Origin of the sequence: Reichenbachiella agarivorans (assembly GCF_025502585.1) — a bacterium.
Lineage (GTDB): Bacteria > Bacteroidota > Bacteroidia > Cytophagales > Cyclobacteriaceae > Reichenbachiella > Reichenbachiella agarivorans.
The window spans coordinates 2,286,801-2,313,455 of sequence record NZ_CP106679.1 but is presented as its reverse complement, the minus strand read 5'-3'; the positions used below and the strand labels follow the sequence as shown (position 1 = coordinate 2,313,455).

Annotated in this window: 19 protein-coding genes; 6 read left to right on the top strand and 13 right to left on the bottom strand. The window is 42.7% G+C overall.

What is annotated here, in order from left to right; genetic code table 11:
• Nucleotides 1-112: 112 nt before the first annotated feature.
• The 5 genes from N6H18_RS09590 to N6H18_RS09570 all read right to left on the bottom strand — a co-directional run bounded on the left by N6H18_RS09590 (nucleotide 113) and on the right by N6H18_RS09570 (nucleotide 7,839).
• Nucleotides 113-619: a metallophosphoesterase family protein gene (locus N6H18_RS09590; protein ID WP_262308053.1), complete on the bottom strand. Its 507-nt coding sequence runs from the start codon at nucleotides 617-619 to the stop codon at nucleotides 113-115.
• A gap of 24 nt (nucleotides 620-643) precedes the next feature.
• Entirely contained in the window at nucleotides 644-2,866 is a 2,223-nt protein-coding gene (locus N6H18_RS09585) for an APC family permease (RefSeq protein ID WP_262308052.1), read from the bottom strand.
• 4 nt (nucleotides 2,867-2,870) lie between these two features.
• Nucleotides 2,871-5,603, bottom strand: a complete 2,733-nt coding sequence (locus tag N6H18_RS09580; protein ID WP_262308051.1) for a hypothetical protein — start codon at nucleotides 5,601-5,603, stop codon at nucleotides 2,871-2,873.
• A gap of 539 nt (nucleotides 5,604-6,142) precedes the next feature.
• Entirely contained in the window at nucleotides 6,143-6,655 is a 513-nt protein-coding gene (locus N6H18_RS09575) for a hypothetical protein (RefSeq protein ID WP_262308050.1), read from the bottom strand.
• Between the two features lie 2 nt (nucleotides 6,656-6,657).
• Entirely contained in the window at nucleotides 6,658-7,839 is a 1,182-nt protein-coding gene (locus N6H18_RS09570) for an ImmA/IrrE family metallo-endopeptidase (protein WP_262308049.1), read from the bottom strand.
• A gap of 393 nt (nucleotides 7,840-8,232) precedes the next feature.
• On the opposite strand from N6H18_RS09570, the gene ggt reads away from it, so the two are divergent.
• Nucleotides 8,233-9,915 (top strand): gamma-glutamyltransferase, encoded by a 1,683-nt coding sequence (gene ggt, locus N6H18_RS09565; RefSeq protein ID WP_262308048.1) that lies wholly within the window; start codon nucleotides 8,233-8,235, stop codon nucleotides 9,913-9,915.
• A 118-nt stretch (nucleotides 9,916-10,033) separates the two neighbouring features.
• On the opposite strand, the gene N6H18_RS09560 is transcribed toward ggt, so the two are convergent.
• The 3 genes from N6H18_RS09560 to pyrF form a co-directional block, all read right to left on the bottom strand.
• The gene (locus tag N6H18_RS09560; RefSeq protein WP_262308047.1) at nucleotides 10,034-11,374 is read right to left on the bottom strand and encodes a THUMP domain-containing class I SAM-dependent RNA methyltransferase; all 1,341 of its coding nucleotides are present in this window, start codon (nucleotides 11,372-11,374) and stop codon (nucleotides 10,034-10,036) included.
• A gap of 141 nt (nucleotides 11,375-11,515) precedes the next feature.
• On the bottom strand, nucleotides 11,516-12,874 hold the full coding sequence (locus N6H18_RS09555) for a dipeptidase (RefSeq protein ID WP_262308046.1): 1,359 nt from the start codon (nucleotides 12,872-12,874) through the stop codon (nucleotides 11,516-11,518).
• A 220-nt stretch (nucleotides 12,875-13,094) separates the two neighbouring features.
• The gene (pyrF, locus tag N6H18_RS09550) at nucleotides 13,095-13,916 is read right to left on the bottom strand and encodes an orotidine-5'-phosphate decarboxylase (protein ID WP_262308045.1); all 822 of its coding nucleotides are present in this window, start codon (nucleotides 13,914-13,916) and stop codon (nucleotides 13,095-13,097) included.
• A gap of 74 nt (nucleotides 13,917-13,990) precedes the next feature.
• On the opposite strand from pyrF, the gene N6H18_RS09545 reads away from it, so the two are divergent.
• The 3 genes from N6H18_RS09545 to N6H18_RS09535 are packed head-to-tail and all read left to right on the top strand — an operon-like array spanning nucleotide 13,991 to nucleotide 15,539.
• Nucleotides 13,991-14,293, top strand: a complete 303-nt coding sequence (locus N6H18_RS09545; RefSeq protein WP_262308044.1) for a hypothetical protein — start codon at nucleotides 13,991-13,993, stop codon at nucleotides 14,291-14,293.
• Nucleotides 14,278-14,553: a hypothetical protein gene (locus N6H18_RS09540; RefSeq protein WP_262308043.1), complete on the top strand. Its 276-nt coding sequence runs from the start codon at nucleotides 14,278-14,280 to the stop codon at nucleotides 14,551-14,553. Before N6H18_RS09545 ends, N6H18_RS09540 begins: the two co-directional genes overlap by 16 nt.
• Before the next feature lie 2 nt (nucleotides 14,554-14,555).
• Nucleotides 14,556-15,539 (top strand): radical SAM protein, encoded by a 984-nt coding sequence (locus N6H18_RS09535; protein WP_262308042.1) that lies wholly within the window; start codon nucleotides 14,556-14,558, stop codon nucleotides 15,537-15,539.
• A gap of 180 nt (nucleotides 15,540-15,719) precedes the next feature.
• Here the strand turns inward: N6H18_RS09535 and N6H18_RS09530 are convergent, their stop codons facing one another.
• On the bottom strand, nucleotides 15,720-17,345 hold the full coding sequence (locus N6H18_RS09530; protein WP_262308041.1) for a S41 family peptidase: 1,626 nt from the start codon (nucleotides 17,343-17,345) through the stop codon (nucleotides 15,720-15,722).
• A 478-nt stretch (nucleotides 17,346-17,823) separates the two neighbouring features.
• On the opposite strand from N6H18_RS09530, the gene N6H18_RS09525 reads away from it, so the two are divergent.
• A complete protein-coding gene (locus tag N6H18_RS09525; protein ID WP_262308040.1) occupies nucleotides 17,824-18,000 on the top strand; it encodes a DinI family protein in 177 nt (58 codons plus the stop codon).
• A gap of 85 nt (nucleotides 18,001-18,085) precedes the next feature.
• Here the strand turns inward: N6H18_RS09525 and N6H18_RS09520 are convergent, their stop codons facing one another.
• The gene (locus N6H18_RS09520) at nucleotides 18,086-20,005 is read right to left on the bottom strand and encodes a CASTOR/POLLUX-related putative ion channel (RefSeq protein WP_262308039.1); all 1,920 of its coding nucleotides are present in this window, start codon (nucleotides 20,003-20,005) and stop codon (nucleotides 18,086-18,088) included.
• A gap of 280 nt (nucleotides 20,006-20,285) precedes the next feature.
• On the opposite strand from N6H18_RS09520, the gene N6H18_RS09515 reads away from it, so the two are divergent.
• Nucleotides 20,286-20,873, top strand: a complete 588-nt coding sequence (locus tag N6H18_RS09515; protein WP_262308038.1) for a hypothetical protein — start codon at nucleotides 20,286-20,288, stop codon at nucleotides 20,871-20,873.
• Nucleotides 20,874-20,948: 75 nt separating this feature from the next.
• Here the strand turns inward: N6H18_RS09515 and N6H18_RS09510 are convergent, their stop codons facing one another.
• The 3 genes from N6H18_RS09510 to N6H18_RS09500 all read right to left on the bottom strand — a co-directional run bounded on the left by N6H18_RS09510 (nucleotide 20,949) and on the right by N6H18_RS09500 (nucleotide 26,567).
• Nucleotides 20,949-23,846 (bottom strand): TonB-dependent receptor, encoded by a 2,898-nt coding sequence (locus tag N6H18_RS09510; RefSeq protein ID WP_262308037.1) that lies wholly within the window; start codon nucleotides 23,844-23,846, stop codon nucleotides 20,949-20,951.
• Nucleotides 23,847-24,116: 270 nt separating this feature from the next.
• Complete coding sequence (locus tag N6H18_RS09505; RefSeq protein WP_262308036.1) at nucleotides 24,117-25,358, bottom strand: hypothetical protein; 1,242 nt, start codon at nucleotides 25,356-25,358, stop codon at nucleotides 24,117-24,119.
• Nucleotides 25,359-25,577: 219 nt separating this feature from the next.
• Nucleotides 25,578-26,567 carry an AAA family ATPase gene (locus N6H18_RS09500; RefSeq protein ID WP_262308035.1) on the bottom strand — a complete coding sequence of 330 codons (990 nt, stop codon included), beginning with the start codon at nucleotides 26,565-26,567 and terminating at the stop codon, nucleotides 25,578-25,580.
• Nucleotides 26,568-26,655 lie beyond the last annotated feature (88 nt).

Genomic DNA, 26,655 nt, shown 5'->3' with positions numbered 1-26,655 from the left:
ATTTGAAAAGATCTCTTCAAGTTTACATAAAATTTGTATGAACTCAGATTACGTAATAGCAAGTACAATGAAAAGATGGTTTGGCCTCAGGACTCACAAGTGCAAATGACAATCAATCCACTCTGGCACGACTGCCTAGCTTGACTACCTCTAGGTCGGATATTTTTCCTTGGTTAATGGAAAAGCGCAACAGTGTCCGCTCCTTGTGAAACCCATGTCTACCCGCTGCTCCAGGATTCATGAACAGTACTCCTTTGTTTTTGGGATCGTGCATCACCGTGAGGATATGTGAATGCCCACAGATGAATAAGTCAGGCTTCCACTTTTGGATCAATGGACGAACCCTTGGGTTGTAACTAGGCGCCTTGCCACCTATGTGCGTGATCCAAACCCTGACCCCCTCGCAGACAAAGCGCTGATCCTCAGGAAAGAGCTGACGTACATCCTGCCCATCAATGTTGCCATACACACCCAATATGGGTTTGAAAGCTCCCAGCTCCTCTATCAATGCAGCCGTACCCACATCTCCCGCATGCCAGATTTGATCCACGTCTTTGAAGTAGTCAAAAACCTTTGGATCCAAAAAACCATGTGTATCCGAAATGAGTCCTATGCGCATGTTGTTTCTGGGACTGTTAACTGTCTATTTAATAATTTTAGAATGAGTGGAGTTGACGAAAAGCACATCACCCACTTCGTCAAAACCCTGAAATAACTCTTCCCCCATTTGTTTCATGGCCTCTGATCTGAAACCTACGATGGTCAAATCTGCATCCTTGGAATACTGATTGATCAGTTCTTTGTTGCTGCGTGTCTCTTCTCGCTCGATGATGTTGACATTGTGGGCGGAGATGGGGAGTCTCCCTGATTTGATCAATTCGAGCAATTCTTCCTTCTCTGCCTCCACACTTTCCTGTGGTACGATGGTGGAGATTTTGATCTCCGCCTTTTTCCATTGGGGATGTCCCAAAATCACATAGCCCAAAAGGATCATCAGGTTGGAATTGTTGAAATCAGAGGGTGTGATCCAAATATGTATCTCGGACTTGATCTCCAATCCTCGATCACTGCTAGCCAAAATGCAAGTATCAAATCCAGAAGTTCTCACAATCGAGTAGTTCTCCATGATGTCTGCCAGGTTCACTGGATTGCGTTTGGAAAATTCAAACAAAATCATGTTGTTGTCCTTGCCAGATACACTAGGTAGTTGCAGGCATTGGGCAATCGCAGAAGTATAGGACGGCGACACCATCGTATCCACGTAGACATTGCTCCCTGAGATATCTGCTACTCGGATCAGACGCTCCAGCTCACTTTTGGATAGTGCATGGGTCTCTTTAGAAAAATAACCCCTGATGAAATGCAGGTAGGTACCAAAACCATAGCGATGCGAAATCCAGCGCATCAACTCAAAGGCAGTGGGTCGCTCAAACGAGTCTCCCGAGATACAAATCACAGAAGGTCTCCAGTTTTGATCGTCTTTGTCTGCCTTTTGGATGAAAACCTGTATCTGGCGGATCAATTGAAAAATCACTCCTTGAAAAATATTGGCCATCCCTGATTTCTCCAGGTTGAATCGGGAAAGACCCAAATAGATCAACACCATGATCAACATAGAGAAAAACGCATAGGCTGCATCCATCTTGAACACCAAGAAAAGACACATCAGTGCTCCCAATAGAGAAATGTACCATTTGGATCTAAAGGCAGGACGATAAGAGGGATCAGCGGCAAAATGCTGAAAAAATGAAATCATGCAAATCGCCCCGTACGTCACCATAAAAAACATCGAGATCACCTTGGCAACCGAGTCAATATCTCCCATCGCCACAAAAAACAAGGCAATTCCTACGGTAATCAAAGTAGCGTTGACAGGTTCATTACTTCCCTTTTTTCCCTTGGATAGAAAGTCGTTGATGCCAGAGGCTGGAAAAATTTTGTCCCCGGCCAATGCCTGCAATGTACGAGGTGCCACCATGATCGAACCCAGCGCAGAAGAAATAGTCGCTGCTGCCAAACCAATGTAGATAATTGGACTCCAGAGTGCTATTTTGGCCATGATCAACGGATCGTTTACCAAATCTCCTGGGCTGGCATTGAAGGTCAGTTTGTAGGCGATGAAGACGTAGATCACCATCCCGATAAGGGTAGCGGCCAATGTACCCATAGGGATGGATTTTTTAGGGTCCTTGAGGTCTCCAGACAAGCCTACTCCTGCCGTCATCCCTGTAAATGCTGGAAAGATAATCGCAAACACCACAAAGAAACCACTGTTGGAAGTGACATGCCCTAGGACATCAAAACTCTCCACTTCTGTAGCATAATCTGTCCCTCCCATAAAAAACATCAACAACGACACAAACAGCGTGACCACTACGCCGTACAGTGCTTTCATCCCCAGGTTGGCTCCCTTGGTGAGCATCAATACACTCAGCAGTGCCAGGGCTGGTATGCTGATCAGTCGTTTGTCATAGATGACTATGCCATGATTGTCCGCCAACCAAGCTATGATAGGATCAAAAGATTCTGCAAAAGCGATGATATAAAAAGCCACACTGATACCCTGAGACAGGTACAGTGCTATCCCAATCGCAGCACCTATATTGATCCCAAACGAACGGGAAATAATGTAGTATTCTCCTCCGCCTTCTACTTTTTGATTGGTAGCGATCTCGGCTATTGCCATTGCTGTAGGCACGGTCACCAGATGACCGATCAAGATGATGGCTACCGTCCCAAAGAAACCTACACTGCCCACCGCATAGCCAAAGCGTAAAAACATCACCGCACCCAAAATCGTGGATATAGCTGTAAAAAACACTGGCAATGTCCCAAAACCAGCTTTGCGTGTGACCAATTCTTTCATTCGCTTATCGTTTTAGTTTGAGTCGCTTGTAGGTATCTATAGCACTCACAAACAACTCGTACTGTCCGTTGCTCTCGTGGTACATCACCGCCATTTTCTCTCCCGTCTTGATAGGTCTGCTATTGAGCAACCTGCCATCCAGGTGATAGATCAGCGCTTCCTTCTTGGTCGGATCGATCACGATGACGATACGGTTGTCCTCGCCAAATGCATAGTACTGATACATGAGTTGCTCTCCGGGCGAATTGATGCTAAACAACAACTCCAAATCCTCACCATAAAATTCGATACTGCCCTTTTTGTTCCTCACCACTACGAAATTGTCCCCGTCGTTGGAGCTGACTAGTTGGTAATTCTCGGTAGGATCTTCTTTGCGCAACTGCCCTTTTCTGATCACATCACCTAGTAGATTGAACACGATCAGTTCGCCGTTGTTGGTCATAGCTGCCAATTCAGTCGTTTTGGGACTCGCACCTTTTTGGATATGTAGTGGGCTAGATATCGGCGACTTCAAATCCAATGGAAAACCATCCTTGGGCGTGCCTGTTCTATTCAGTCCGTATGCCAATCCGTCATTTTGCAAGAAAATCATGTAGTCCAAAGTCTGTACACGCAGGTGACGACCCGCCATCACAGGTTCCCCTTTCAGTTTGACAGGATCCCAACCCTCCAATATCTTACCAGCCTTATCCGTCAGGTAATAATAACCCTTTTGGGTAGCCACCATGATGCGGTAGTTCTTGGAGTTGTCATAGTCTATCAGCGACAGGAATTCTATCTTTTCACTCGTCTTGATTTTCTGAGGGTAGTCTGGGATGTATGTTCCCGTACGGTCTATGATATGTACCTCATGCGAGGTGGAGAACAAGTATTGCAATTTGCCATTCTTGTAGTAGTCCACTTGATAGATGGGACTCGTGATTTGCTCTGTCAGAGGAATATCCAACACCACCTGATTGGCCACTGAGATCAGACTCAGATGAAAAGTCGAATCCTGAATCATGAATTCCAAGGTCTTGTCGTTGTGGTTACGCACGGCGAAAGGTTTTGATATCAAGGGTTTATCAAATCCGATCAATGCCATCAGCTCATACTCTTGAGGTTTTTGACTCTCGATCAAATGACCTGGGTGCTGAATGGCTACATTGGTGTAGAACTTGTTGTCCACACCTGTGAATTGCATCACACCGTATTCGATTTGTTTCAGCACAGACTTGTTGTCTTCGATGTACTGACCCCATTTGTCATTGAGCGTATTGGCCATCAGTCCCCACATCCCCGACGACTTGATATAGACCGAGAGGTTGGCGTCATCGTTGGTTGACTCTAGAAATGAATTGGTCCTCACAGATTTGCGCCAGGTGTTTTCCATGTCTATGTCATCTATCAATACCTCCAGCGCATGCTGGGTATTGCCTATGAATATAAAGTCCCTACTGACATAATAGTAGCTCGTCGGGAAACCCGAAAAGGGATCACCAAACAACCTACCCGGCAGCTCATCCAGCAAGATCTCTCCGATGACACGGTTGGCATAGGTCTGGTGATAAAAAGCCGTATCCGGATTGGAACCCTTTGCCAGTTCTTCTAGATAGTTTTCTGCTCTGATCTGATCTTTGTGACGGATACAAAAGATCTTTTCTCTATCCAGGTTCCTTTTGGACTCCAGGACAAAGAGACCGATTTCATCCCCGACAAAATCATAGAACTTTTTGACATCAAAACCATACTTATTTTCTATCTCACCTATCCTAGTCAGTTGTGACGGTTTGTGCTTGCGCCAAAAATTCTTCAAACCATTGTGCCACTGCGTCACGTCTTCAAATGACATATGAATCACCAATGACGAATGATCAGGTACCACATTTTTCATCTCAAATCCTGTCCCTTTCACTCCTATGAATGAAGACAGGTAGTTGATATTGGCAGTATCCAAGTAGGAGAACCCCGCAAAGTCTATGTCCTCATCGCTGACATTCAAATCCAAATACATGAGATCCGTGAGCCACTTAAGATTGCTGCCATCAATATCCGTCGGATTCACAAAATGCTGCACCAGACGGTTGAGTTCCTTCATGTTGATATAGAGACGACCTTCGCCAGTGACGACCTGCTGGCTAGTCGATTCTAAGGCAATATTTTTCGTGTAGGGATTCTCCTTGTCATTGACTAGTGTTCGGATCGCATCGTCCACTAGGAAAGGAGAAAAACTCAAAATCAAATAGTTCCTGTAGAAGATGTAAGCCAGCTGCACATCACCCTTTTTGTATTCTGATATGGTGTATCCTTCGTAGAGTCTTGTGCTTGCTTTGAATCCTTCTACTTCCGTCAAATATTTTACCCCTTTGGCGAGGAAGTCGTGCTGTTTGAGCCCCGATACTTCTAAGATGTAGAGATTGGCGAGTGAGGCATTGGCTCCCTGATGGACAGAGATCAGCAGGTCGTTGGGTTCGATGATCTTCTCGATGTTGAAGCCTCCCTCGATCAGTGAATCCAAAGAGTCCAAGGATGCAGCGATCTCATTGAGCTCTGGCAGGCTCTTCAGGTTGACCAAAATCTTGCGTTCCTCGTCACTAGAGAGGAGTTTGGGCCAGTTGGTCGGCTGAAAAACCATGATGGAACTGGAAGGCACAAAAGACCACTTGCTCAAACTGGCATACTGCCAATGGAAGTAAAAGTAGATCCCCGAACCAATGAGGGCTAATAATACTGGAAGAATAATAAGTGTTCTTTTCACTGCAGACTTTTTCTGCAAATTATCCAGTGCAGGATACTTATGCAACATTGCTGGGACATTCCCTTGAGATATTTATTTGTACTCCTCCCGACGCCCGGGGAAGGCCCAAAGTCTCCCGGGACGCCCTCAATGTCTCCCGGGACGGGTCACAAGTCTCCCGGGACACCCTCAAAGTCTCCCGGGGAGGGGTCAAAGTCTCCCGGGACGCACAAAAGTTTCCCAGGACGAAATAATATTTTGCAGGAATTATAAAAATCAATCAGTACAAAATATTATTCTGCATCATTTCTCAAAGAGTTGAACTGGTCTTTTGGACAGTCTCCACCCCCTGTTCGACTTTTGTAAAGTCGAACCCGCTATTTGTAATCCGACTTCCGCTCATGTACAATTGCATTGCGACTAAAAGCAATTGTCAACGTCTAACTAAAATGAGTATGCGCTCCAGTTGCTAGTAGCACTGATGTTTCTCAACACTCTCGTCACACCGTCACTTCAGAGGGCTCTGTTCGCATATTCATTTTAGTGTTTGTTGTATTTCACTAATCATTATGATATCCAAGTTCTTCGTTCTTATCTCGAAGAAGGCTATACAGTTCAAAATAATTCCTACTTTCAAATGCCCATTTTGTTATAAGATTCATGATCTCTTCCATGTCTTGTATGTAAGCCATTCGGCTATCTGCACCACGAATTCCTTTTTCATTAAGCTTCTTGCCACGAGTTAAGAAGATTTTCTTTTCTTCTCGAATGACTTCTCTTGCCGATTTGTACTTCTCACCTTCTGGTAAGAATTTCTTTAAAAGTTTTTCAATCCCTTTATAGTAAACATTGTACTTCTCTTCTGGATCGTCAGATATACTACCTAGAGCAAATTTCTTTAGCTCATCTTGGGATTTAACCACACCTAGTTCATCCAGAACCAGTTGTTCCCCAGTTTTAGTGTTAGCTTCTGAGAGAATTTCTTCAATTTCTCTACGCCTCTTTTCCTTTTCTAGCTTCTTTTGCTCTTCGGTCTTTTTTTCCTGTTCCTTGTCGTTATTTTCTTCGTTCATAATCAAACCAGTTCTAAATTATTTTTGATCTCCAGTACAATTTCATCTACAGTCTCTTTATCAAAAGGGATCGCATTAATCTTCTGAACTGATTCAACCAGTCCAGGATCGTATTTATTGTATCCAGGCCAATAGGCAGGATTGTCATAGCAATAGAAATTGTAAATCAAACACGGATGGATGTCCCATTCCTTAGCATATTTCTGAACGACAAAATGATTCGAAATCGATGGGACAATAAATTTATATCGTTCATCTGGCAGAAAATACCTTCTAGCAAAATCATCAGCCTCTTCTTCGTTATCAAGCCACAAGTCTGCTTCACCAGTTAAATGAAAGGATCTAGTTTTAATATCATTTAAATGGTATAGAGAATGAAACAATTCATGCATCAGTGAAAACCAGATTGTTCCATATCGTTTGAATAGGTCCGTTATAATAATACATGGCTTGTTGTTCACCACGAATGTTGCTCCTCGTACTTGAGTTTGAGGAATGTGTCTTTGAAATATGACCGTTACTCCTGCATGATATAAGGCTTTACATACTGTAAAGAAGCCATCCTTCTCATTCCGAGAATAGGGTTTTATTCGACTGATCAATTGCTTTAAACGATCCCGATCGAACTCATTTGGGTTGTTGATAGTTTCAAATTGTGCATACGCTGTTCGAATCCAAAATGCTCTTAGTTTGTCGCTGGCAGATATTTTTGATTTACTGAATGCAACTCTAGTTAAGATTTCATCTCTGTACTCGAAGATATTTTTGAGTCCAAAGAAAGAAACAATTCGATTTTCGATTTCAGCCAAATTCTTTATATCATTAATAAACCCGAGCTTTTTAAGGCCAGTTAAGTCAAAATTCTCAAAAATAAATTTTGCTTTTCTAGTCCTATTTAGCTCCTTAGTTTTCTCAGCTGTATTTTGATTTAAATAAAGTTGAATTGTTTTTTCAACATCAAGATTTAAAAATTCACCGATCTTCAGAAGTTTAATTGTGTCAACCTGTTTAGCTTCATTGTCCAATATAGGCTCAACAGATTTTTTATCCATTTCCAAAGCATCGTATGCTTGGGATTTGGTTATATTAAGTTGAATAATTCTTTGTTCGAATAGCTCCCTTAAGGAAGGCGAGTCTTCGCTACTGAATATATCGGCTAATAATTTATCAATATCACTACGCATGAGGCAATTTTCCTTTGTTAGTTAATTCTAGTACGGAACAACAAAACAAATATAGGAAAATTTTCCCGCACAAAAACATATACAAGATTGGTATTCGTGAGTGGTCACAATGACTCACAACATCCCTGCAAAGTACACAGTACACCTAACTTGGTCTAAAAATGCTTGATTTCAGGTTCTAATCCACCTTTTTAGTGCGCTAATATTTTACTAAGTAGTGATTTTATTTTTTTAGGTAGTGGATACTGATGGAGACTGTAAATCCACACCACTAGTATCGTCTACCACCTACATTTATGCCATCTGTACTATTCTAAGGAGCTTAATCACAGGATTGATCAAAAGAAGAGGAATTGCTTATTGAATAAAAGAACAATTGAATATCTTAATCTCATGCAAAAGATACTCGTCTCTGCCTTCCTCCTTTTCCTGTCTGCTCATGTCGCATACTCACAGACCTATGCCAAAAATGGAATGGTTGTTTCCGCGCATGCGACTGCCTCTCAAGTGGGCGTTGACATTCTACAAAAAGGCGGCAATGCCATAGACGCCAGTGTTGCGACGGCCTTTGCGCTAGCAGTCGTTTATCCACTGGCTGGCAATATCGGAGGGGGTGGATTCCTGGTCTATATGGATGCTCAAAAGAATGCCACGACCACCATTGACTTCAGAGAAAAAGCACCGCTAGCTGCTCACAGCAAGATGTTCTTAGACGAAAATGGAGACTTGATCAAAGGCTCCAATCACAACGGACTACTATCTGCTGGCGTACCAGGATCAGTTGCAGGACTTTACATGGCGCATCAAAAATATGGCAAGCTACCTTGGGCATCCTTGGTCCAACCTGCCATCGACCTAGCCGAGAAGGGATATCCTCTGTCATGGAACTTGCACAACCATGCCGTAGAGATGTATGCCGAGGAAAAAACAGACCACATCATGCCATCCCTCTACAAAAACGAATCTGGTGAGATCGTAGCATGGGGAGAGCTCTGGAAACAACCTGCGCTGGCAAAGACCCTCACGGCCATCCGTGACAAAGGCCAAGATGGCTTCTACAAAGGAGCAGTTGCCAAAGAAATCGCCCGCTACATGAAAGAAAACGGCGGCATCATCACGATGAAAGACCTAGAAAAATACGAAGCAGTAGAACGAGCACCCATCAAAGGCACGTACAAAGGATTTGACATCTACTCCATGCCTCCTACCAGCTCAGGCGGTGTGGCACTGATCGAAATGATGAATGTGATGGAACTAGCAGGACTCGACAGCATCGAATTCAACTCTGCTGCCTATGTACACATCGTCGCTGAGGCCATGCGTCGGGCTTTTGCTGATCGTGCCGAGTATCTCGGAGACCCAGACTTCAATCCAGACATGCCGTTGGACAGACTGACCTCTAAGGAATTTGCGCAGATGCGCTACGACAACATCGACTTGACCAAAGCCTCGGTCAGTGACTCCTCCCAGTTCGGTCAACTCTATGACGGTCATAATACCACGCATTTTTCGGTCATTGACAAGGACGGCAATGCAGTTTCCCTCACCACCACACTAGAATATCTGTATGGCTCGAAGATGGGATCACCCAAATTAGGATTCTTGTTCAACAACGAAATGGGGGATTTCAATCCCATACCAGGCTATACCGATACTGGATGGCTGATCGGCACTCAACCCAACCAGATACAGCCCGAAAAAAGAATGCTGTCTAGCATGACCCCAACCATTGTCTCCAAAGACGGAAAACCCTACTTAGTGATCGGCAGCCCTGGAGGCCGTACGATCATCAACACCGTCTTCCAAACTGTACTCAACGTACTGGAATACGACATGCGCATCGACAAAGCCATCGAAGCGATGAAGATCCACCAACAATGGATGCCGGACAAAATCTACTACGAAGAAGACCTGATGTCACCAGACACTCGCGATATCCTGATCCAAATGGGTCACACGGTGGAAGCCAGAGAAAACTTTGGCAGATTGATGGGCATCACGGTCGATCCCAAAGAAGGCTACTATGTCGGCGCTGCGGATTCTTCAGGTCCAGACGCTGCTGCGGTTGGGTATTAAAGTCGTTTTCTTACTGTACAGACTGGAGGCTCGCATGGATTTGTCTCTTTGGATAATCATCAAACCAGAAAACCAGAAAACAAGTCAAACCAGAAAACCAGAAAACCAGAAAACCATATCACTTCCTTCTCAATCGAGACATCACGTCACTTGCTTTGTCGTCTTTGGGTCTATCTTCGTTTGATCTTTCTCTTTTTGGTTTGTCTTCTCTCTTGCTGTGTTCGTCGGTGTGTTCGCTTCTCTTCTGCGCTATGGGCGCCTGTCTTTTGGACTCTTCTTTTGCTGCGACATCTCTTGGTGCAGGACGTTCTTCGTCGGGGCGCTTGCTGCCATCGTAAAGTTCGTAGGCAAGCAATCGACAATCAATTTTGGCATTTTGAAACTCGGTGCGACTGCTGGTTCTCAGGCCAATTGACTTGGCCAGCTTGGCGTTACCTGTGAAGATATAGCCCATCTTGCCCTTGCAGTCCTGCTTGAAGAAATCACCAATCTCCCTGTAAACAGTTTTGAGTTCTTCCTCTTCCCCTAGACGCTCACCATATTCAGGATTGAGCATGACGATACCTGGACCACTCGGTACAAATGTCTTCTCAAAGGGCACTTTGTCAAAGGTGATCATGTGCTCCACACCAGCTAGCTTGGCATTTTGTCGGGCTGCCTCTATCGCCTCACCATCCCAATCCGTTGCGATGATGTCCGCGGTGATTTTGTCTTTGAATGTGACGTTGTTGCGTGCCTCTTTGTAAGGTTGGTTGTCATAGTCTTTGAGGTGCATGAAACCAAAATTCCTACGGTTCAGGTTGGGAGGAATACCAGCCGCCATCATGGCAGCTTCGATCGCCAGTGTCCCACTACCACACATCGGGTTGATGAAACTGCCCTTGTCTTCACGCCAATCCGCAGAGAGCAAACAGGCACTCGCCAAAGCCTCAATCATCGGCGCTTTGAACGGGATTTTCCTATAGCCATGCTTGGCTATCGTCTCACCAGAGGTGTCAATGTAGACATGCACTTCGTTGAGGTACCAATAGAGGTAAACCACCGTACGGTCTCGCTCCTTTCCTGAATCAGGTCGCTCCCCATTCTCCTCCTGCATACGATCCACGATGGCATCTTTGAGTCGGACGTTGGCAAAGCGGATGTCCAAAATGTAATCGTTCTTCACGAAAGACTGGATCGAAATATAGCCCTTGGCGGGAATGATCGTGTGCCATGGGATTTTCTTCGCTTCCTCATACAACTTATCCGGATGATTCGCCTCAAACGATTTGATCAACCACAGCACCCGAGAGGCTGTGCGTAGATTCAAGTTGAGGTCGATGACTTCTTTCCATCCACCCTCGACAGTCACACCATTTTTGTCTGACTGCAATATTTTATAACCTCTGCCCTCCACTTCCTTGTGCAAGAATGGAGCGATACTAGGCTGACAATTGACGACTATTTTGGATTTGAGCAAGGGGAAAGAGTTTAAAAATTAAAAAGTAGAAAGTGTATAGTTGAAAGTAGAAAGTTCAAAAGTTGAAAGTGTAGAAGCATTCCCGCAGAGGCAACTTTTCATTTTAAGAACTTTCAACTTTATAAACTATTCACTTTAATCTCACTTCGAAAAATACTGATGAAACCAAACGATGGTCTCAATGCCTTTGTAATAATTGAACAAGCCATAGCTCTCATTGGGAGAATGAATGGCATCTATGTCCAATCCCATACCCATCAAGACAGAATCAACCTTGAGTACATTGGAAAACAAAGCGACAATCGGAATACTCCCGCCATCTCTGGTCGGAATTGGGCGTTTGCCCCAAGCCTTTTCGTAGGCGGCACTGGCAGCCGCATAACCTTTGGAGTCAGTGGGGGTAACCGCTGGATTGCCACCATGGTGTGGTGTCACCTTGACCTTAACATAGTCAGGTGCGATGCTTTCCAAATGGTTTTTGACCAACTGCGTGATCTCTGTGTGTTCTTGATCTGGCACCAGTCTCGTCGATATTTTGGCGTATGCTTTGGATGGCAATACTGTTTTGGCTCCTTCGCCTGTGTAACCTCCCCAGATGCCATTGACATCCAGTGTCGGACGAATACCTACACGCTCAAGTGTGGTATAGCTGTCCTCTCCTTTTATTTCTTTGATACCCAAATCTTCTTTGTATTCATTGAGATCAAAAGGCGCTTTGTTGAGTTCAGTTCTCTCAGCAGCTGTCAATTCAGCTACTTTGTCATAGAATCCAGGGATCGTGATCCTTCCTTTGTCATCTGTCAGTGAAGAAATCATGTCGCAAAGCGTGTTGATCGGGTTTCCCACTGCACCACCATACACCCCTGAGTGAAGATCTCGATTGGGTCCAGTCACTTCAATTTGAAAATAACTCAATCCACGAAGACCTACCGTGATCGATGGGTGATCGTTGCTGATGATGCTGGTATCAGAGATCAAAATCACATCTGACTTCAACTTTTCACGATTCTGCTCGACGAACAATCCAAGGTTGTCCGATCCGACTTCTTCCTCACCTTCGATCATGAACTTGACATTACAAGCCAGTTCGTTGTTGGCCATCATTGCCTCAAAAGCCTTGACATGCATAAACATCTGCCCTTTGTCATCACAAGCACCACGTGCATAGATGCGTTCGTTTTTCAAGACTGGCTCGAATGGAGGCGAATCCCACAGTTCGTAGGGATCAGCAGGCTGCACATCGTAGTGTCCATAGACCAGTATGGTTGGTTTGGAGGGATCGATGATTTTCTCTGCATAGACGATCGGGTGTCCTGCTGTCTCGCAAATCTCTACGGCATCTGCTCCGATCTTCTCAAAGTTGGCCTTGAGAAACTCTGCTGCCTTGCGCACATCTCCTTTGAACTTAGAGTCAGCACTCACCGACGGGATTCTGAGCAAGTCAAACAACTCATTCAAAAACTTCTGTTTATTCTCTTCGAGGTATTGTATTGATTTCATATCTATTTTGGGTTACTTTTTTAGTAGAAAGTTCGTAAAGTTGAAAGTGAAAAGTTCTTAAAATTATAACGTTTTGATTAGGCCGCTGAGTAATTTGGATATCTCCGATGACAAGGCATAAAGCCTGTCAAAGTTTTGGTCTTTTGCCAAGAAATAATGTCCTCAAACCGTTCGATTTTCATTTCAGTAAGCTTTACATTTTCAAGAACTTTCGACTTTATTAACTTTTAACTTTACACCTCTCCAACTCAGCCTTCATTTCTAGTTGTAGCTTCATCGCTTCTTCTCTTGCTCTTTCGGCAAAATCTTTTCCACTCGAAGCATAAATGATGCCTCTAGTCGAATTGATGAGTAGCCCACATTGACTGTTCATCCCGTACTTACACACTTCTTGCAAATCACCACCTTGCGCACCTACACCCGGCACCAACAGGAAATGATCTGGAATCGTTTTACGAATATCGGTCAGGTACTCTGGACGGGTGGCTCCTACTACGTACATCATGTTGTCTGCACTGCCCCATTCTTTGGATTTGGACAGTACATGTTGATACAGCGGTTTTCCTTCGCATTCCAGAAACTGAAAATCCTTTCCTCCCTCATTGGAAGTCACGCCTAATAGAATGACCCATTTGTCCTCAAACGCCAAAAAAGGCTTGACCGAGTCCGACCCCATATAAGGTGCTACCGTCACCGAATCAAAATTCATGTTCTCAAAAAAAGCTCTGGCATACAGCGAAGAGGTATTTCCGATATCGCCACGTTTGGCATCCGATATGGTAAAAATATCCTTCGGGATGTAATCCATGGTTTTCTCCAAGGATTCCCAACCTTTTGATCCCAAAGCCTCATAAAAAGCGATATTGGGTTTGTAAGCCACCGCCAAATCGTGTGTGGCATCTATGATTTGCTTGTTGAACTCAAAAATTGGGTCTTCTGTATCCAAAAGATGCGAAGGAATCTTGTTGATATCCGTATCCAACCCGACACATAAGAACGATTGTTTTTTCTGAATTTGATCGAAAAGAAAATTTCTAGTCATGCGGCAAAAATAAGAATACATGAAACAAAAAAGGGGATTACTGATTCTAATTAAAATAAGTAATTTTGCGAGCAATGGATTCAATACTGATCAGACCAAGGGACGAAGAAGAGCTCAACTACATCGTAGAGTTGATGAAAAACGTGGGTACCTCCTACAAAACCATCAGCGAGGAAGCTACCGACGAATTCGAAATGGCCATGATGATGAAAGCCTCAATCAGCACAACTGGCATCCTGCGTGACGAAAAAGTAGCAACCAGACTCACATCAGCGCACAAAAAATCTTTGACACGCAGTGAAATGGACATCAAAGAAAAATTGATCGTCACGGAGTTTAAAATACAAACTGAAGAAGAGGAATGGTTAAAGGCATAATTTGGACAGTGACCGCTCGACAAGCTCGTCAGGCCATTTTAGAGAAGATTTATGCCAAGACGGGAGACAAAGAGGATTGTAGAAAATTTACCCTATTGCTTCGCATTCACCTAAAATACATCGCCAAATACAATTTTGCTGGGGTGGAATCTGAGTTTCCAAGCATGCGCGAAACAACCTGTGGCGACTACATCATCTTTTACAAAATCAGATCAGGATCTATCAATATCACAGGTCTATTTGAGGCCAATCCTAATTAATTTTGCGCATCATCCACCACCCTATATTGTGCAACTACTATGTCACCTATAGATGCAATGCCAAGTGTGGGTTCTGTGACATCTGGGAAAAACCTTCTCCCTACGTCACCTTAGACCAAGTCAAATCCAACCTGCTGGAATTAAAAAAACTAGGCGTCAAAATCATCGACTTCACAGGAGGTGAACCACTGCTCCATCGAGAGATTGACCAGTTCTTCGCCTATGCCAAAGAGCTGGGCTTCATCACCACACTGACCACCAATGCTCTTTTGTATCCTAAATACGCCGAAAAATTAAAGGGTAAAGTGGACATGCTGCATTTCAGCCTAGACACTGCAGATGGAGCTCAGCACGATACTTGGAGGGGAGTTGCTTGCTATGACCATGTCATGGAATCTATCCAGATTGCCAAATCTCTCGGAGAAAGACCGGACATCCTAATGACGGTATTCGAAGAAAATATCGAAGAAATAGCAAGATTGTACCAAGAGATTTGCCTACCCAATGATCTCGTTCTGATTCTAAATCCATCCTTTGACTACAACGAAGTAGAGACTGGCAGTGGCTTATCCCAGCAATCGCTGAAAAAACTCACTCAATGGGGCAAAAAGAAAAACATCTATCTCAACCAAGCCTTCATTAAGCTGCGTCGCGATGGAGGCAATCAAACAGACAATCCAGTCTGCAAAGCTGCCAGTACGACCCTCGTCATCAATCCCTACAATGAACTAGTCGTACCCTGCTATCACCTCGGCATAAAATCCTTTCCAATCAATGGACAACTAAAGCACCTCTACCAATCAACGGAAGTCAAGCAATTGATTGAGCTAGAAGGTAAGTTGCCTGCCTGCCAAGGCTGCACGATCAACTGTTACATGCAGCCATCGTTTGCCGTGGAGGTCAACAAATACTTCTGGTCAGCGCTGCCTAGCACTTTGAAATACAATTGGGTGAAGGGAACTTGGCGGCAGTTATTCAACTCTTAAGACATTGTGTGGATTTCCAGAGTTTAACTTTGGGTAGCCCAAATTTTGAATACACCTAGCAAGCAGAATGTTCAATTTTGACCTATCAAGTCTATCCTCAAATTGATAGCACTTGATTCATTGCTATCCATATTGCATAATACAATCCTCTGATCAAGCATGGTGAAAACACCAGACGAGCTACATCGATTGGATTTCCTTGGCTTTGTCGAACATACCTAAGGCTTCTCTGTAGATTTCGTTGGTTTGATTCCAGATTGGGTAAAAGCCATTGTTGTTCCATATGCCTCTCGCGATCTGTGCTTTGACATAGGTCTTGATCAAAGACTCCGAATGTTCAAATTGTTTTTGATCAAATGCAATCTTGTTGGACTTGGCGATGCTAATCAACTCGTTCAGCATAGGTTTGGTCACATCAAAAGAGCTAAAATAAGTATCAAAACCCATCTTGGTTAGTTTTTCCTTGTTCTCGTCAGAATATTTGAGGGCATATTCTCTGATCGAATTGGAGGTAAACAGTTTATTGAGGTAAGACGAACTACCCACTGTATCTAGGGCGACATACACATCGGGGACAATTCCCCCTCCGCCATATACGACTCGTCCTTTGACAGTACTGAATTTAAGTGAATCAATCACATGGATGCTGTCTCCATGATACATCTCACCAGACTCAAATCGGCCATATATATCGCCATAATAGTCATCAGTACCTTGCTCATAAGATTTTTGAATGGATCTACCGCTCGGTGTGTAATACCTCGATATCGTCAGTCTCAACTCAGAGCCATCACTCAGCTCTATCGGCATCTGAACCAACCCTTTGCCAAATGACCGACGACCGACGATCAACCCACGGTCGTTGTCTTGGATAGCCCCTGATACGATCTCAGACGCCGAAGCACTACCCTCATCAATCAATACAATCAACGGCTGCTTTTCGAATGCCCCTAATTCTCCAGCTCTGTGCTCTTGGTTGTAGCGGTATTCCTTGCCTTTGGTAAATACGATCATCGGGTCTCCTGGCAAAAATTCATCCGCCATTCTGATTGCTCGGTCCATGTACCCCCCAGGATTTCCTGTCAGATCCAGTACCAGTTTGGTCATCCCTTGAGCCAACAACTTGTCCAGCGAAACCTTAAATTCATTGTATGTAGTGGAAGTAAAACGATTGATTTTGATATACCCTACTTCCTCGTTGATCATGTAATCTGCATCCACCGAAAACTGAGGGATTTGATCGCGAGTAATCTCAAAACTCAATAAGTCTTTTGTGTTTTTCCTCAAAACCGTCACAGTCACGACAGATCCTTTTGGACCTCTGAGCCGATCCAGTACTCCTCTATTTTGAATACCTATTCCGGCCACCAACTCATCGTTGACTTTGATAATCTTGTCACCAGTGAGCAAGCCTACTTCTTCGGATGGCCCTCCGCTGAGCGGTGCTACCACATAGATGGTGTCTCTGAAGATGTTGTATTCGATACCAATCCCCTCAAAATTTCCTTGTAGCTGAGCATGACTCAACTCTTGTTCTTCCGCTGGGATATAAACCGTATGAGGATCAAGCTCTTTGAGCATGGACGTGATGGCATTTTCGACCAGTTTATTCTGATCTACTTCATCTACGTAATTGCTATTGATGTAATTGAGGATTTCTCTAAACTTGAAGGCACTTTTACGAGAGTCAGCGCTTTCATCTTTGCCTCCTCCGATCACGTTAGCACCAATGAATATCCCTGCAGCTACAGCGATGGCCAACAAAAAAGGGAGACGAACTTGTGAGGGGGTGTTCTTGATACTCATGCTATATACTTTAGCTCTCCAACGAGATTTTTTTCAAAAAAGATATGAGAAACGCCCGACAAGGAGTGGTGGTTGTCACGGAAGACAAAAAAAGGACTGGACAGATTAAACGTCCCAGTCCTTTTTGTGATCGCTTACTTTCTCATTTGGCAACACAAATGCACAAACAATAGCGCCTACGAACAAAACAAAAATTAAGCCTAACATTGCCATAATTCAATCGTGTTTAATTTGAATCCCAAAGATATATCCTATCGGGAAGTACGCAAAGAATGTGACGAGCTATATTCTGCAAACAGCTAACAAAACGATAAATAGGTGATAATCTGTAATTATTATTTTAAGCAAAACACCGATGTTTTTGAACAGATAGTATCCTACATTGATTAAAGATTTTGTAATACATTGATAACCATGGTGAGGAAACAAAATTGAGCTTTTCTAGTTTATTTTGAAGACCACCAAAACAAATAGAAAAATGAATTTACCAGCATTAGAACTCGAAATTGCCAAGAGAATTCATACGATGAATTCGGATCAGCAAGTGGACATCATGCAGTACATCAATCAGCTATCTGCATCGACGGCCAGCAAAGAAACCACCTATCGAAAGAGAGCCATTACCGAAATCAGAAAGGCATTGAAGTCTTTGTGAGTTTACCTTGTAGGTATTCCTCTTAAAGCACAAAAATTGGTCAGAAAACAACACGCTTTGCCCTGAAAGCAAAGCGTGAATCTTATTAGTCCTCTGACAAGACGATGATTTCATCCTGATCGGTGAAACTAATCATCTGCGATTTGTCTGGGTTTACAGTCACTCCATATTGTGCATCTACATTTTTGCTATCAGCCAAGATTCGATAACCAATAGCGACTTGATTCATTCGGGCAGCTGACTCCATCACAGTGTAGAAGTTGACGGGCTTGTCAATCGTCACATACTCAATGGCTGGTTTGATATAAATTTCAGATCCGTCCGCATCAAAGAGATCCTCAAATACCTTCATCAGGAATTTATTCTCCGAAACCTGCGTCATCATGAGACTGATCAATTTGTCACTGACAATAAAATCATCCGCACTGGTGATATCCGCCAATTGACGGTTTTTCATATCAATCATCTCTGAGACTAGGTTGAGGTGCTTTTCTGTACGCTCTGCAATACTTCTGATGTGCAATAGGGTGATCAGTGTTTGCGCATCCGCCTCTTGCACTGGGAAATTTTGTTCATAGCAGAGCAACATGATGTAATCATAGCTCGGTATATTCAGCGATTCCAAAGTCTCTCTCTCTGTTGTTTCTGCTCGCACAAACTCAACATTGAGGTTCTTTAGATTCGGCTTGATTTTTTGAATGACAGATACTGGATCGTCAAACTTGGACACCACAGTCAAATGAGAACCAAATGGTGTGTAATGATCCAACTCTCTGATGATGTTCTTTGCTCTGTCGTTCCAGCCAATGATCAAGATTCTCTCGTCCTTTTGACTCAAATCATTAGGCCTAGCTATTCGAGATGTCTCAATCTCATAATCCGTCCTGCCTGACGGTATCAAGGTATCATCATCCGCCGTGATACCGATGACTTTGTCTCCTTGGTTGAATACCGTGTCCATCGGAGGATTGATGGCAACTGTACCATCAGCAAATTGAATCCCCATAATGGCAGATGTCTCGTATGCAAAAATAACATCTCTAAATGTTTTGCCTACGAGGATATCGGTTCCCTCATCGGTGAAATAAATCTCATCTCCATCATAATCCATCAGCTCGATGTACACCACACTGAGCCCCGATTGTCTACTGGTTTGTACCATGATTCGAGAGATAAAATCATCCGAAAGAATCAATTCTACCTCATCCTTGCCCACCATCTTGGCGACTTCTAGGTTTTTGCTATCGGTGATTTCCGCAGTGATGTGGTAAGGTATTTTTCGCAGCTCTTCTCTTTTAGGATTGGTGACAATCGCTACGATCGTCTTGATGATTTGAGAATCGGAATTTTCATTATCCTTGTCCAAAATAATAATAGACTTGGAATCAAATGGATTGGCGATATGAATGTCGTCAATATCGATTGGATCACCTGTACGGCAAATCACTCTTGTGGTTTTGGTGTTGCCGACCTTGACTTTGATTTCGTCCTCCATCTCGACCTTGTCCTTGTCAGCCAAAATCACGATAACACCATCCTTTATATTTTCATTGGCCTCTATCAACTCGGAAATAATCGTGAAGATTTTAGAAGACCATCCCAAAATCAAGGTGTGTCCATTTTCGATCACAAAAGACCTACCCTTTCTTAGTTCTTCGATTTTAGTCAAGATACCGTTGGAGATCAAACCGATCAGTGTAGAGAGGATGACAACCCCAATGAGCGTCACTGCCAGCAAATACACTCTCATCCCCCAATCACTATCCGTACCACCCAAAGTACCAGGATCCAACATGTGAATCATGTTTTCCCACAAAGAGTCATAGATGGTAAATGAGGTGGATTGATCAGGGTGAATACCTGAAATGATCAGAATAACAGCCAATGTAAACACCAAAAACAAGGTCATCAATGCAAGACCTCCAATCAAGTTACCTGTTCCTTTGGAGATATAATTGTCAAAGGCGTATTTGAACCTCACGGTTAGGGGAGTATTTTTATTCATGTATCAATCGTATCAAAATCTTGAGTCGAATCGTCAACTTTACGGTTTCTCTTAGCATCTGGGCGGTTTCACAGTAAAATTAATCAGTCGCAAAAATAGTTCAATATTAGAATAATAGAGACTTTATACAAATTATATCTAGTAGGAGATATTTGGAAAGATGATATGTAAAAATGGGCATGTCCTATAAGTGGCTTTCTGTAAGGGAATCATGTAGTGAATCCAGAAAATCACATAAAAATCTTACCTTCGTACCCATCAAAAGGCACGAAAATACCGAATGAAAATCACATCCATTCTCACACTTGCTATTCTATGGACCACAGTGGTAGCAGCGCAAAATTATTCACTAGACGTCTATGAAAGCACGCTCAGCATTGGCACGACCCATTACAAAGGATTCAGCACCCGTTTTACCCAACCATACAAAGAGGTCAAAAAAACTTGGTGGAAATATATCAGAACCAAGGCTCATATATTCAACAACAAGACGCACTACACACTGACCGTACCTCCTAAAAAAGGAGAATCCAATACAGCGATACAGTTTATTTCGGTGATAGAAAATGGAAGTAAGCAACAAAGCATATTGACCGTTGCGCCGATCGATGCTGCTTTGAGTGCAGAGCAGCTTGCTACCCTGCGCAAAGACCTCCAGGTGCTCCTGGTAGATTTCAAAATCAACTACTTCACCCGTATTCTTCAACAGAAGATTGATCAACAAGAAAAAGACAATCACAAACTCAGTAAAGAGCTTCACAAACAAAAGAACCGCAATTCTGTCGCATCAGAAAAACTCCTGCAACAACTAGCGCAAGGCCAAGCTCATTTGGAATCGCTCAAACGAGACCTCGCCAAAATCAAATAAAAAGCCGACCCGTCAAAGACGAGTCGGCTTACATAGGTTAGATTGGAATTTTCTTAATTAAACAAACCTTCCTTATTATATGGACAGTTTGTATGATACGTTGAAAGACGTCCCAGGGCTGTATCTCGTATATGGCTGATTACTCGCCTTGTAGCCGGTATAATCTACTCTTCTTTCAGAGTTCAAAATATTATCTATTCCAAAACTGACACTTGATTTCCTATTGATTCCAAAAGATTTATTCAAATTAAAGTTCAAACTATGGAATGGTTGCTCGTAGATATCTGGGAATATCCCTCCTCCTACAATCGTCAGTGTAGCTCCTCTCACGTTGTAAAACAGTCCTACATCCATTCCTAGTTTAGAGTTATCATATCCAATCCCTCCATTAAGAATATATGGAGCCTGACCAGCCATAGGTCTAGTATTCTCAATCGTTTGGCCATCTCTTGCATTATTGACTCTAGAGACATACTCTGTATCAGTCATTTGGATTTCCGACTTGACCAACGTCATGTTTCCGTTTATGCTAAAACTCTCCAAAAACTGGGCGATAAAATCTAAATTCTTTCTGAACTCAAGCTCCAACCCAAACAATGTACCATCACCGACATTTCGCGGCTGATATTCTGTACTGGTAGCTTGGAGAGGTATTCTTACCAGTTCTATAGGATCTTGAAAGGTTTTGTAAAACGCACTTACAGATAATATTTGTCCTTGCTGCATATAAGTTTCCCACCTCAAGTCAAAATTATTGATGTTACTTTCATGAAGGTTTCCATCCCATGAACCATCAAAAGCATACAAACCTCCATCAAAAATCCTATTGGTCATAGGGTCAATAATCTGTGCAAAAGAAAGCTCCTTAAACGAAGGACGTGCAATCGTACGCGAATAAGAACCTCTCAAATTCATCGTTTCTGTAAGACTATAAACCAAATTGACGGTTGGAAACAAGTCCAATGCATCTAAGACCTTTTCATTATCCAAGTTATTTCCGTTACCATTTTCTCCAAAACTGGCGTACTCTATGTCTCTACCCGTATGTCTCTGTGTAAACTTTTCTGCTCTCAAACCTACTATTGCTTTCAAATTGGTCAACGGATTGAATTCATTTGAAATATAGAAGGCCGTATTGTTCAAATTCGAATTGTATGCATTCGGATTGGGTGTATTGTTTCCAGTCTGGAAATAAACTGGACCATTAGGATAGATGTATTGATCTTCCAAAACTTTGTCAGGATCGCCACCAAAATCTGGTTGTGATCCAAAAAACTGCATGTTGTAAGTCAAAATCTCATAGTCTCTTTGTTTGTACACGTGACTAACCCCAAACTTCACTTTGGCATCCTCTCCCAAAAACATATATTTACGAGCAACATCAATTTTTCCCACCAAGTTGACTTCATCAAGATAACGCCACGTACGACTTGGGTAGCCGCCTGCTCCTGGTGAGAATACTGAATTGCCTGATGGCGTAATTGTAAAGGCCGTTCTTCTAATATCTGGGTCTACCATGTTGGAAAAAGTAGATGCTAACTTCCATTCTACGTTCCAGTTACCATTAGAATTATTGTGCTCGCCATTCAACATGACATTAGTCAAACCACGCTGATTATAGGACAAGTTATCAGCACTTGCTTGATAACCAGACTGTCCAATAGCTGCATCACCATCATTATCAATATTGAGTTTCATAGCAGTGGACTCACCATTTTGTAAGTGCATCACCATTAACTTATATTTAGACAGGTGCGTTTTGTATGCCAAACCTGCCAGTCCAGCCAACAATACATTTGACTCTCCTCTTTCACCGTCTTGTATCAATGAGTATTGTAATTCATTTCTGGATAAGTCACTTGACAATTGATACTCTCCATACACTACATCATCATAATATTTAGTCGAGTTCTTATAAGAAAGAGAAAAAATATAGCCCAATTTGCCAGACCCAACAGATGTCTGGTCTCCGTATGTTGCACTAACACCATAATCCATAAAACTGGTAGATCTCTGTGCCGCCATATTAGGATCAAAACTATTTACAAAGGTATTGACCTCTTGCTCTGTGTACTGACCACCTATCGCACTCAATGGAGTCGGTATGGTTGTTTCTTTAGCATATTGTGGCAAGCTACGTTGACCATCATCAAACCCCAACCAATCTGTACTACTTCCTTTGTAGCTCAAGTAGTTATCATTGAAATGCATGGATGGATTAAACCCAGTACTGACAGAAATATCAAAAATGCGTTCATCAGGAAAATCTTTGGTTTCGATATTAACCATACCACCAGTAAAATCTGCAGGCATGTCAGCCGTAAATGATTTAGCCACCATCATGTTATTCAACAAGCTGGTTGGAAAAATATCGATTTGCAAACTGTTTCTATCTGGATCCAAACCTGGTATATCCACGTTGTTCAACATGGTCTTCGTGTACCTATCACCAAGTCCACGCACAAATACATACTTGCCACCTTCTACAGAAACACCCGTCACGCGCTTTACAGCATCGCCCGCATCAGAATCTCCAATTTTATCAAAACTCGCAGCAGATATCCCGTCCATCAAGGCAGGAGATTTTCTCTTTACAGTCAGCAATGCAGTTTCTGAACTCCTAATTGCCTCAGCAGATACTACTACGGCTTCCAAAGTCTCTACTGATTCATTCATCATGATGTTATGAAGAACTGTCACTTCACCCGCATCTACTACTACGTCTGTGATATTGATTCTTTCAAAAGAGACAAATGAGAATTGTAAATTATAGACTCCTGGCTCTAGTTGAAACTCAAATTTACCATCAAAGTCCGTGACAGCACCTTTGGTAGTACCTGCAACTACTGCTGCAACACCAAAGAGTGGTTCTCCATTTGACCTATCCGTTACAGTACCTCGCACGGTACCCGTTTGGGCAAAAGAGGGTAAGAAGGCACTTAATAAAAGTACCGTTGCAATAATTTTTTTCATTTTCTGAATTTCCTTTAAAATCTTGCGCAAAGATAATTTTTGAAAAAAGGACGCTCATACTTAGTACTTTATCAAATATTTAAAAGTCGAGACTCAAATCACTCATGACGTAACATTAAGATAACATACCTATTCTTATCTACTTGCTACTGTGATTCTAGCTCCTTCACAAAAAAAGCCCCAACCTTTCGGCTGAAGCTTAATTCAGAAAATGATCTTTATATAGAAATAGTCTCCTATCAGATAGGAGACTATACAAATCATATTTTTTTACAAGCCAATTTCAGCTAGTTTACCTGACTTAGCAGCCCAAGTCCAACCGAAAGCAGAAGCATCAGCTCCAACAGTGTTAGCATTTTTAGCTACCACAGTAACCTCAGCATCACCGAATACATCAGCTGCATCTACACCGTCAGCAAGTGTTGCTTCCCAGTTGTCAGATGTACCACATCCATTTCCATTGTAAGAAGCAATTTTATCAGTATAAGAAGCAGGCATTCCGAAGAAATAAATGCTTTTTACCTCAGCGTTGGTGTTAGAATCCCAATCTACCAAACTTTCAAAACCTTCTTCTACGCTAGCGTACACAGTACCGTTTTCGAATGTATGGCAAACACCTCTTGTAGAAGCTGCAGATCCTTCTGGACCATCAAGTTCGAATGCAGAACCGCCATTTTTAGGATCAATGATGATAAAGTTAGTGATTGAACCACTCCAATCTTGATCTGTGTCAAGTGCATCATCAGATGAATTCCATACCAATACATTGGTAAGGCTTACATCTCCACCAAATACTTCAACACCATCATCTTGGTTAGCTACTACTTCTATGTTAGAAATTGAAGTTCCAGAACCAACACCACCCAAAGTCAAGCCATTGATCTCGTTTCCAGCACCGATCAAGCTACCACCATGACGGATAGAGATATAGTGCAACTCACCTGAGTCATCAGCTGCATCAGATCCACCGTAGATACCGTTAGTATCTGTAGAAGGAATACCTTCAATTACAGTTTCGCTGATATCTTCCTTATTTGCGTTGGCTGCAGATATTGGAGCCTTACCCAATACAATCACACCACCCCAAAGACCGTTGATGTCTGGATCAAGATTGCTGTAGAAGTTACCTGCAGCTATATCTTCTGGAGTAATTTCGTCTGCCACAGAAGTAAAGATAATTGGAGCAGTAGCAGTACCAGTTGCCATTAATTTACCACCACGAGCTACCAAAAGAACGGTTGCGTTTGCTCCTGTTCCTGCTTGTCCTTTGATGATAGTACCTGGCTCGATAGTCAATACTGCGCCATCCAATACTGTGATTCTTCCAGCTAGTTCGTAAACATTGTCACTAGTCCAAGTCTCTTCACCTGAAATATTTGCTTCTACGATTACTGTACCAGCAGTACCTTCACCATCGCCATCGCCATCAGTAGATCCACCGTCGTCTTCAGAGCATGAGATCATCGAGATCATAATACCTGCCATCATTAAAAGAGATAATAACTTTTTCATTGTTTTCAATTTTAAAATATTCTATTTGTGTAGTTTCAATTTTGTTTCGCAAAACTGATTCAGGAATATTACAAAGAAGGAAACACGTGGTTATGTTTATGTTAAAGAAGATCAACACTTCGTTACCTCTTCTTTATCAATGTTAAGAAACTGTGAAGCACAAAAAAAGCACCTCACTGAGATGCCTCAAAATCTTGATTTTTGCTTCGTGAATCTACCTTATCTATTCACATTGATCTTGTTGAGCAAAGTGGCGATGATGTGCTGAGTCGTAATCCCATCTGCCTCAGCCTCATAGTTGAGGATAATCCTGTGGTTGAGCACATCAGCAGCTACCTCTTTGATGTCCTCTGGCAACACAAAATCACGACCGTCTAAAAATGCTACCGCCTTGGCTGCCAAGTTTAGGTTGATAGAAGCACGTGGTGATGCACCAAACTGAATATAATTGGCTTCTTCTGTCATGCCATATGCTTTTGGATCTCTGGTAGCGAAAATCAACTCTATAATGTACTTCTCCAAAGATTCAGACAAATTCACCTCGTTGATCGCTTTCCGGATCGCAAACACATCTTCTTTTTTCAAGACTGTGTTAACCTCTTCCTTAAAAGACATATTGGACATGCGACGCATGATTTCCAGTTCGTCTTCCTTGGTTGGATAGTCTACATGCACTTTCATCATGAATCTATCCACCTGCGCCTCTGGCAATGGGTAGGTACCCTCCTGATCTACTGGGTTCTGAGTCGCCAACACCAAGAAAGGTCTGTCCAATGGAAAAGTGGTCTCTCCAATCGTTACTTGTTTCTCTTGCATAGCCTCTAAGAGTGCAGACTGTACCTTGGCAGGGGCTCTGTTGACCTCATCTGCCAAAATCAAATTGGCAAAAATAGGGCCTTTTTTGACTTCAAAATTGGAAGCTTTCTGATTGTAAATCATCGTACCAATCAAATCCGCTGGCAACAAATCTGGTGTGAACTGGATCCTTTTAAAATCCAAATGAAGGACATTGGCAAGGGTATTGACCGTCAGTGTCTTTGCCAAACCAGGAACTCCTTCTAGCAGGATGTGACCTTGGGTAAACAACCCAATCATCAGACGATTGACCATGTACTGCTGTCCTACGACTACCTTACCTACCTCTTCGTAAACTTGCTTTACTTTACTCTGAAGAGCTTTCTTCTCTTCTATATTCGCGCTTGTTTCCATTTTTCAGATTTTCGCAATGATTTGTAACTCAACAAATGTAAAAGACTTGCATAATTTTTAAAATTCTCATCTCCTCTGGCTAGAGCCA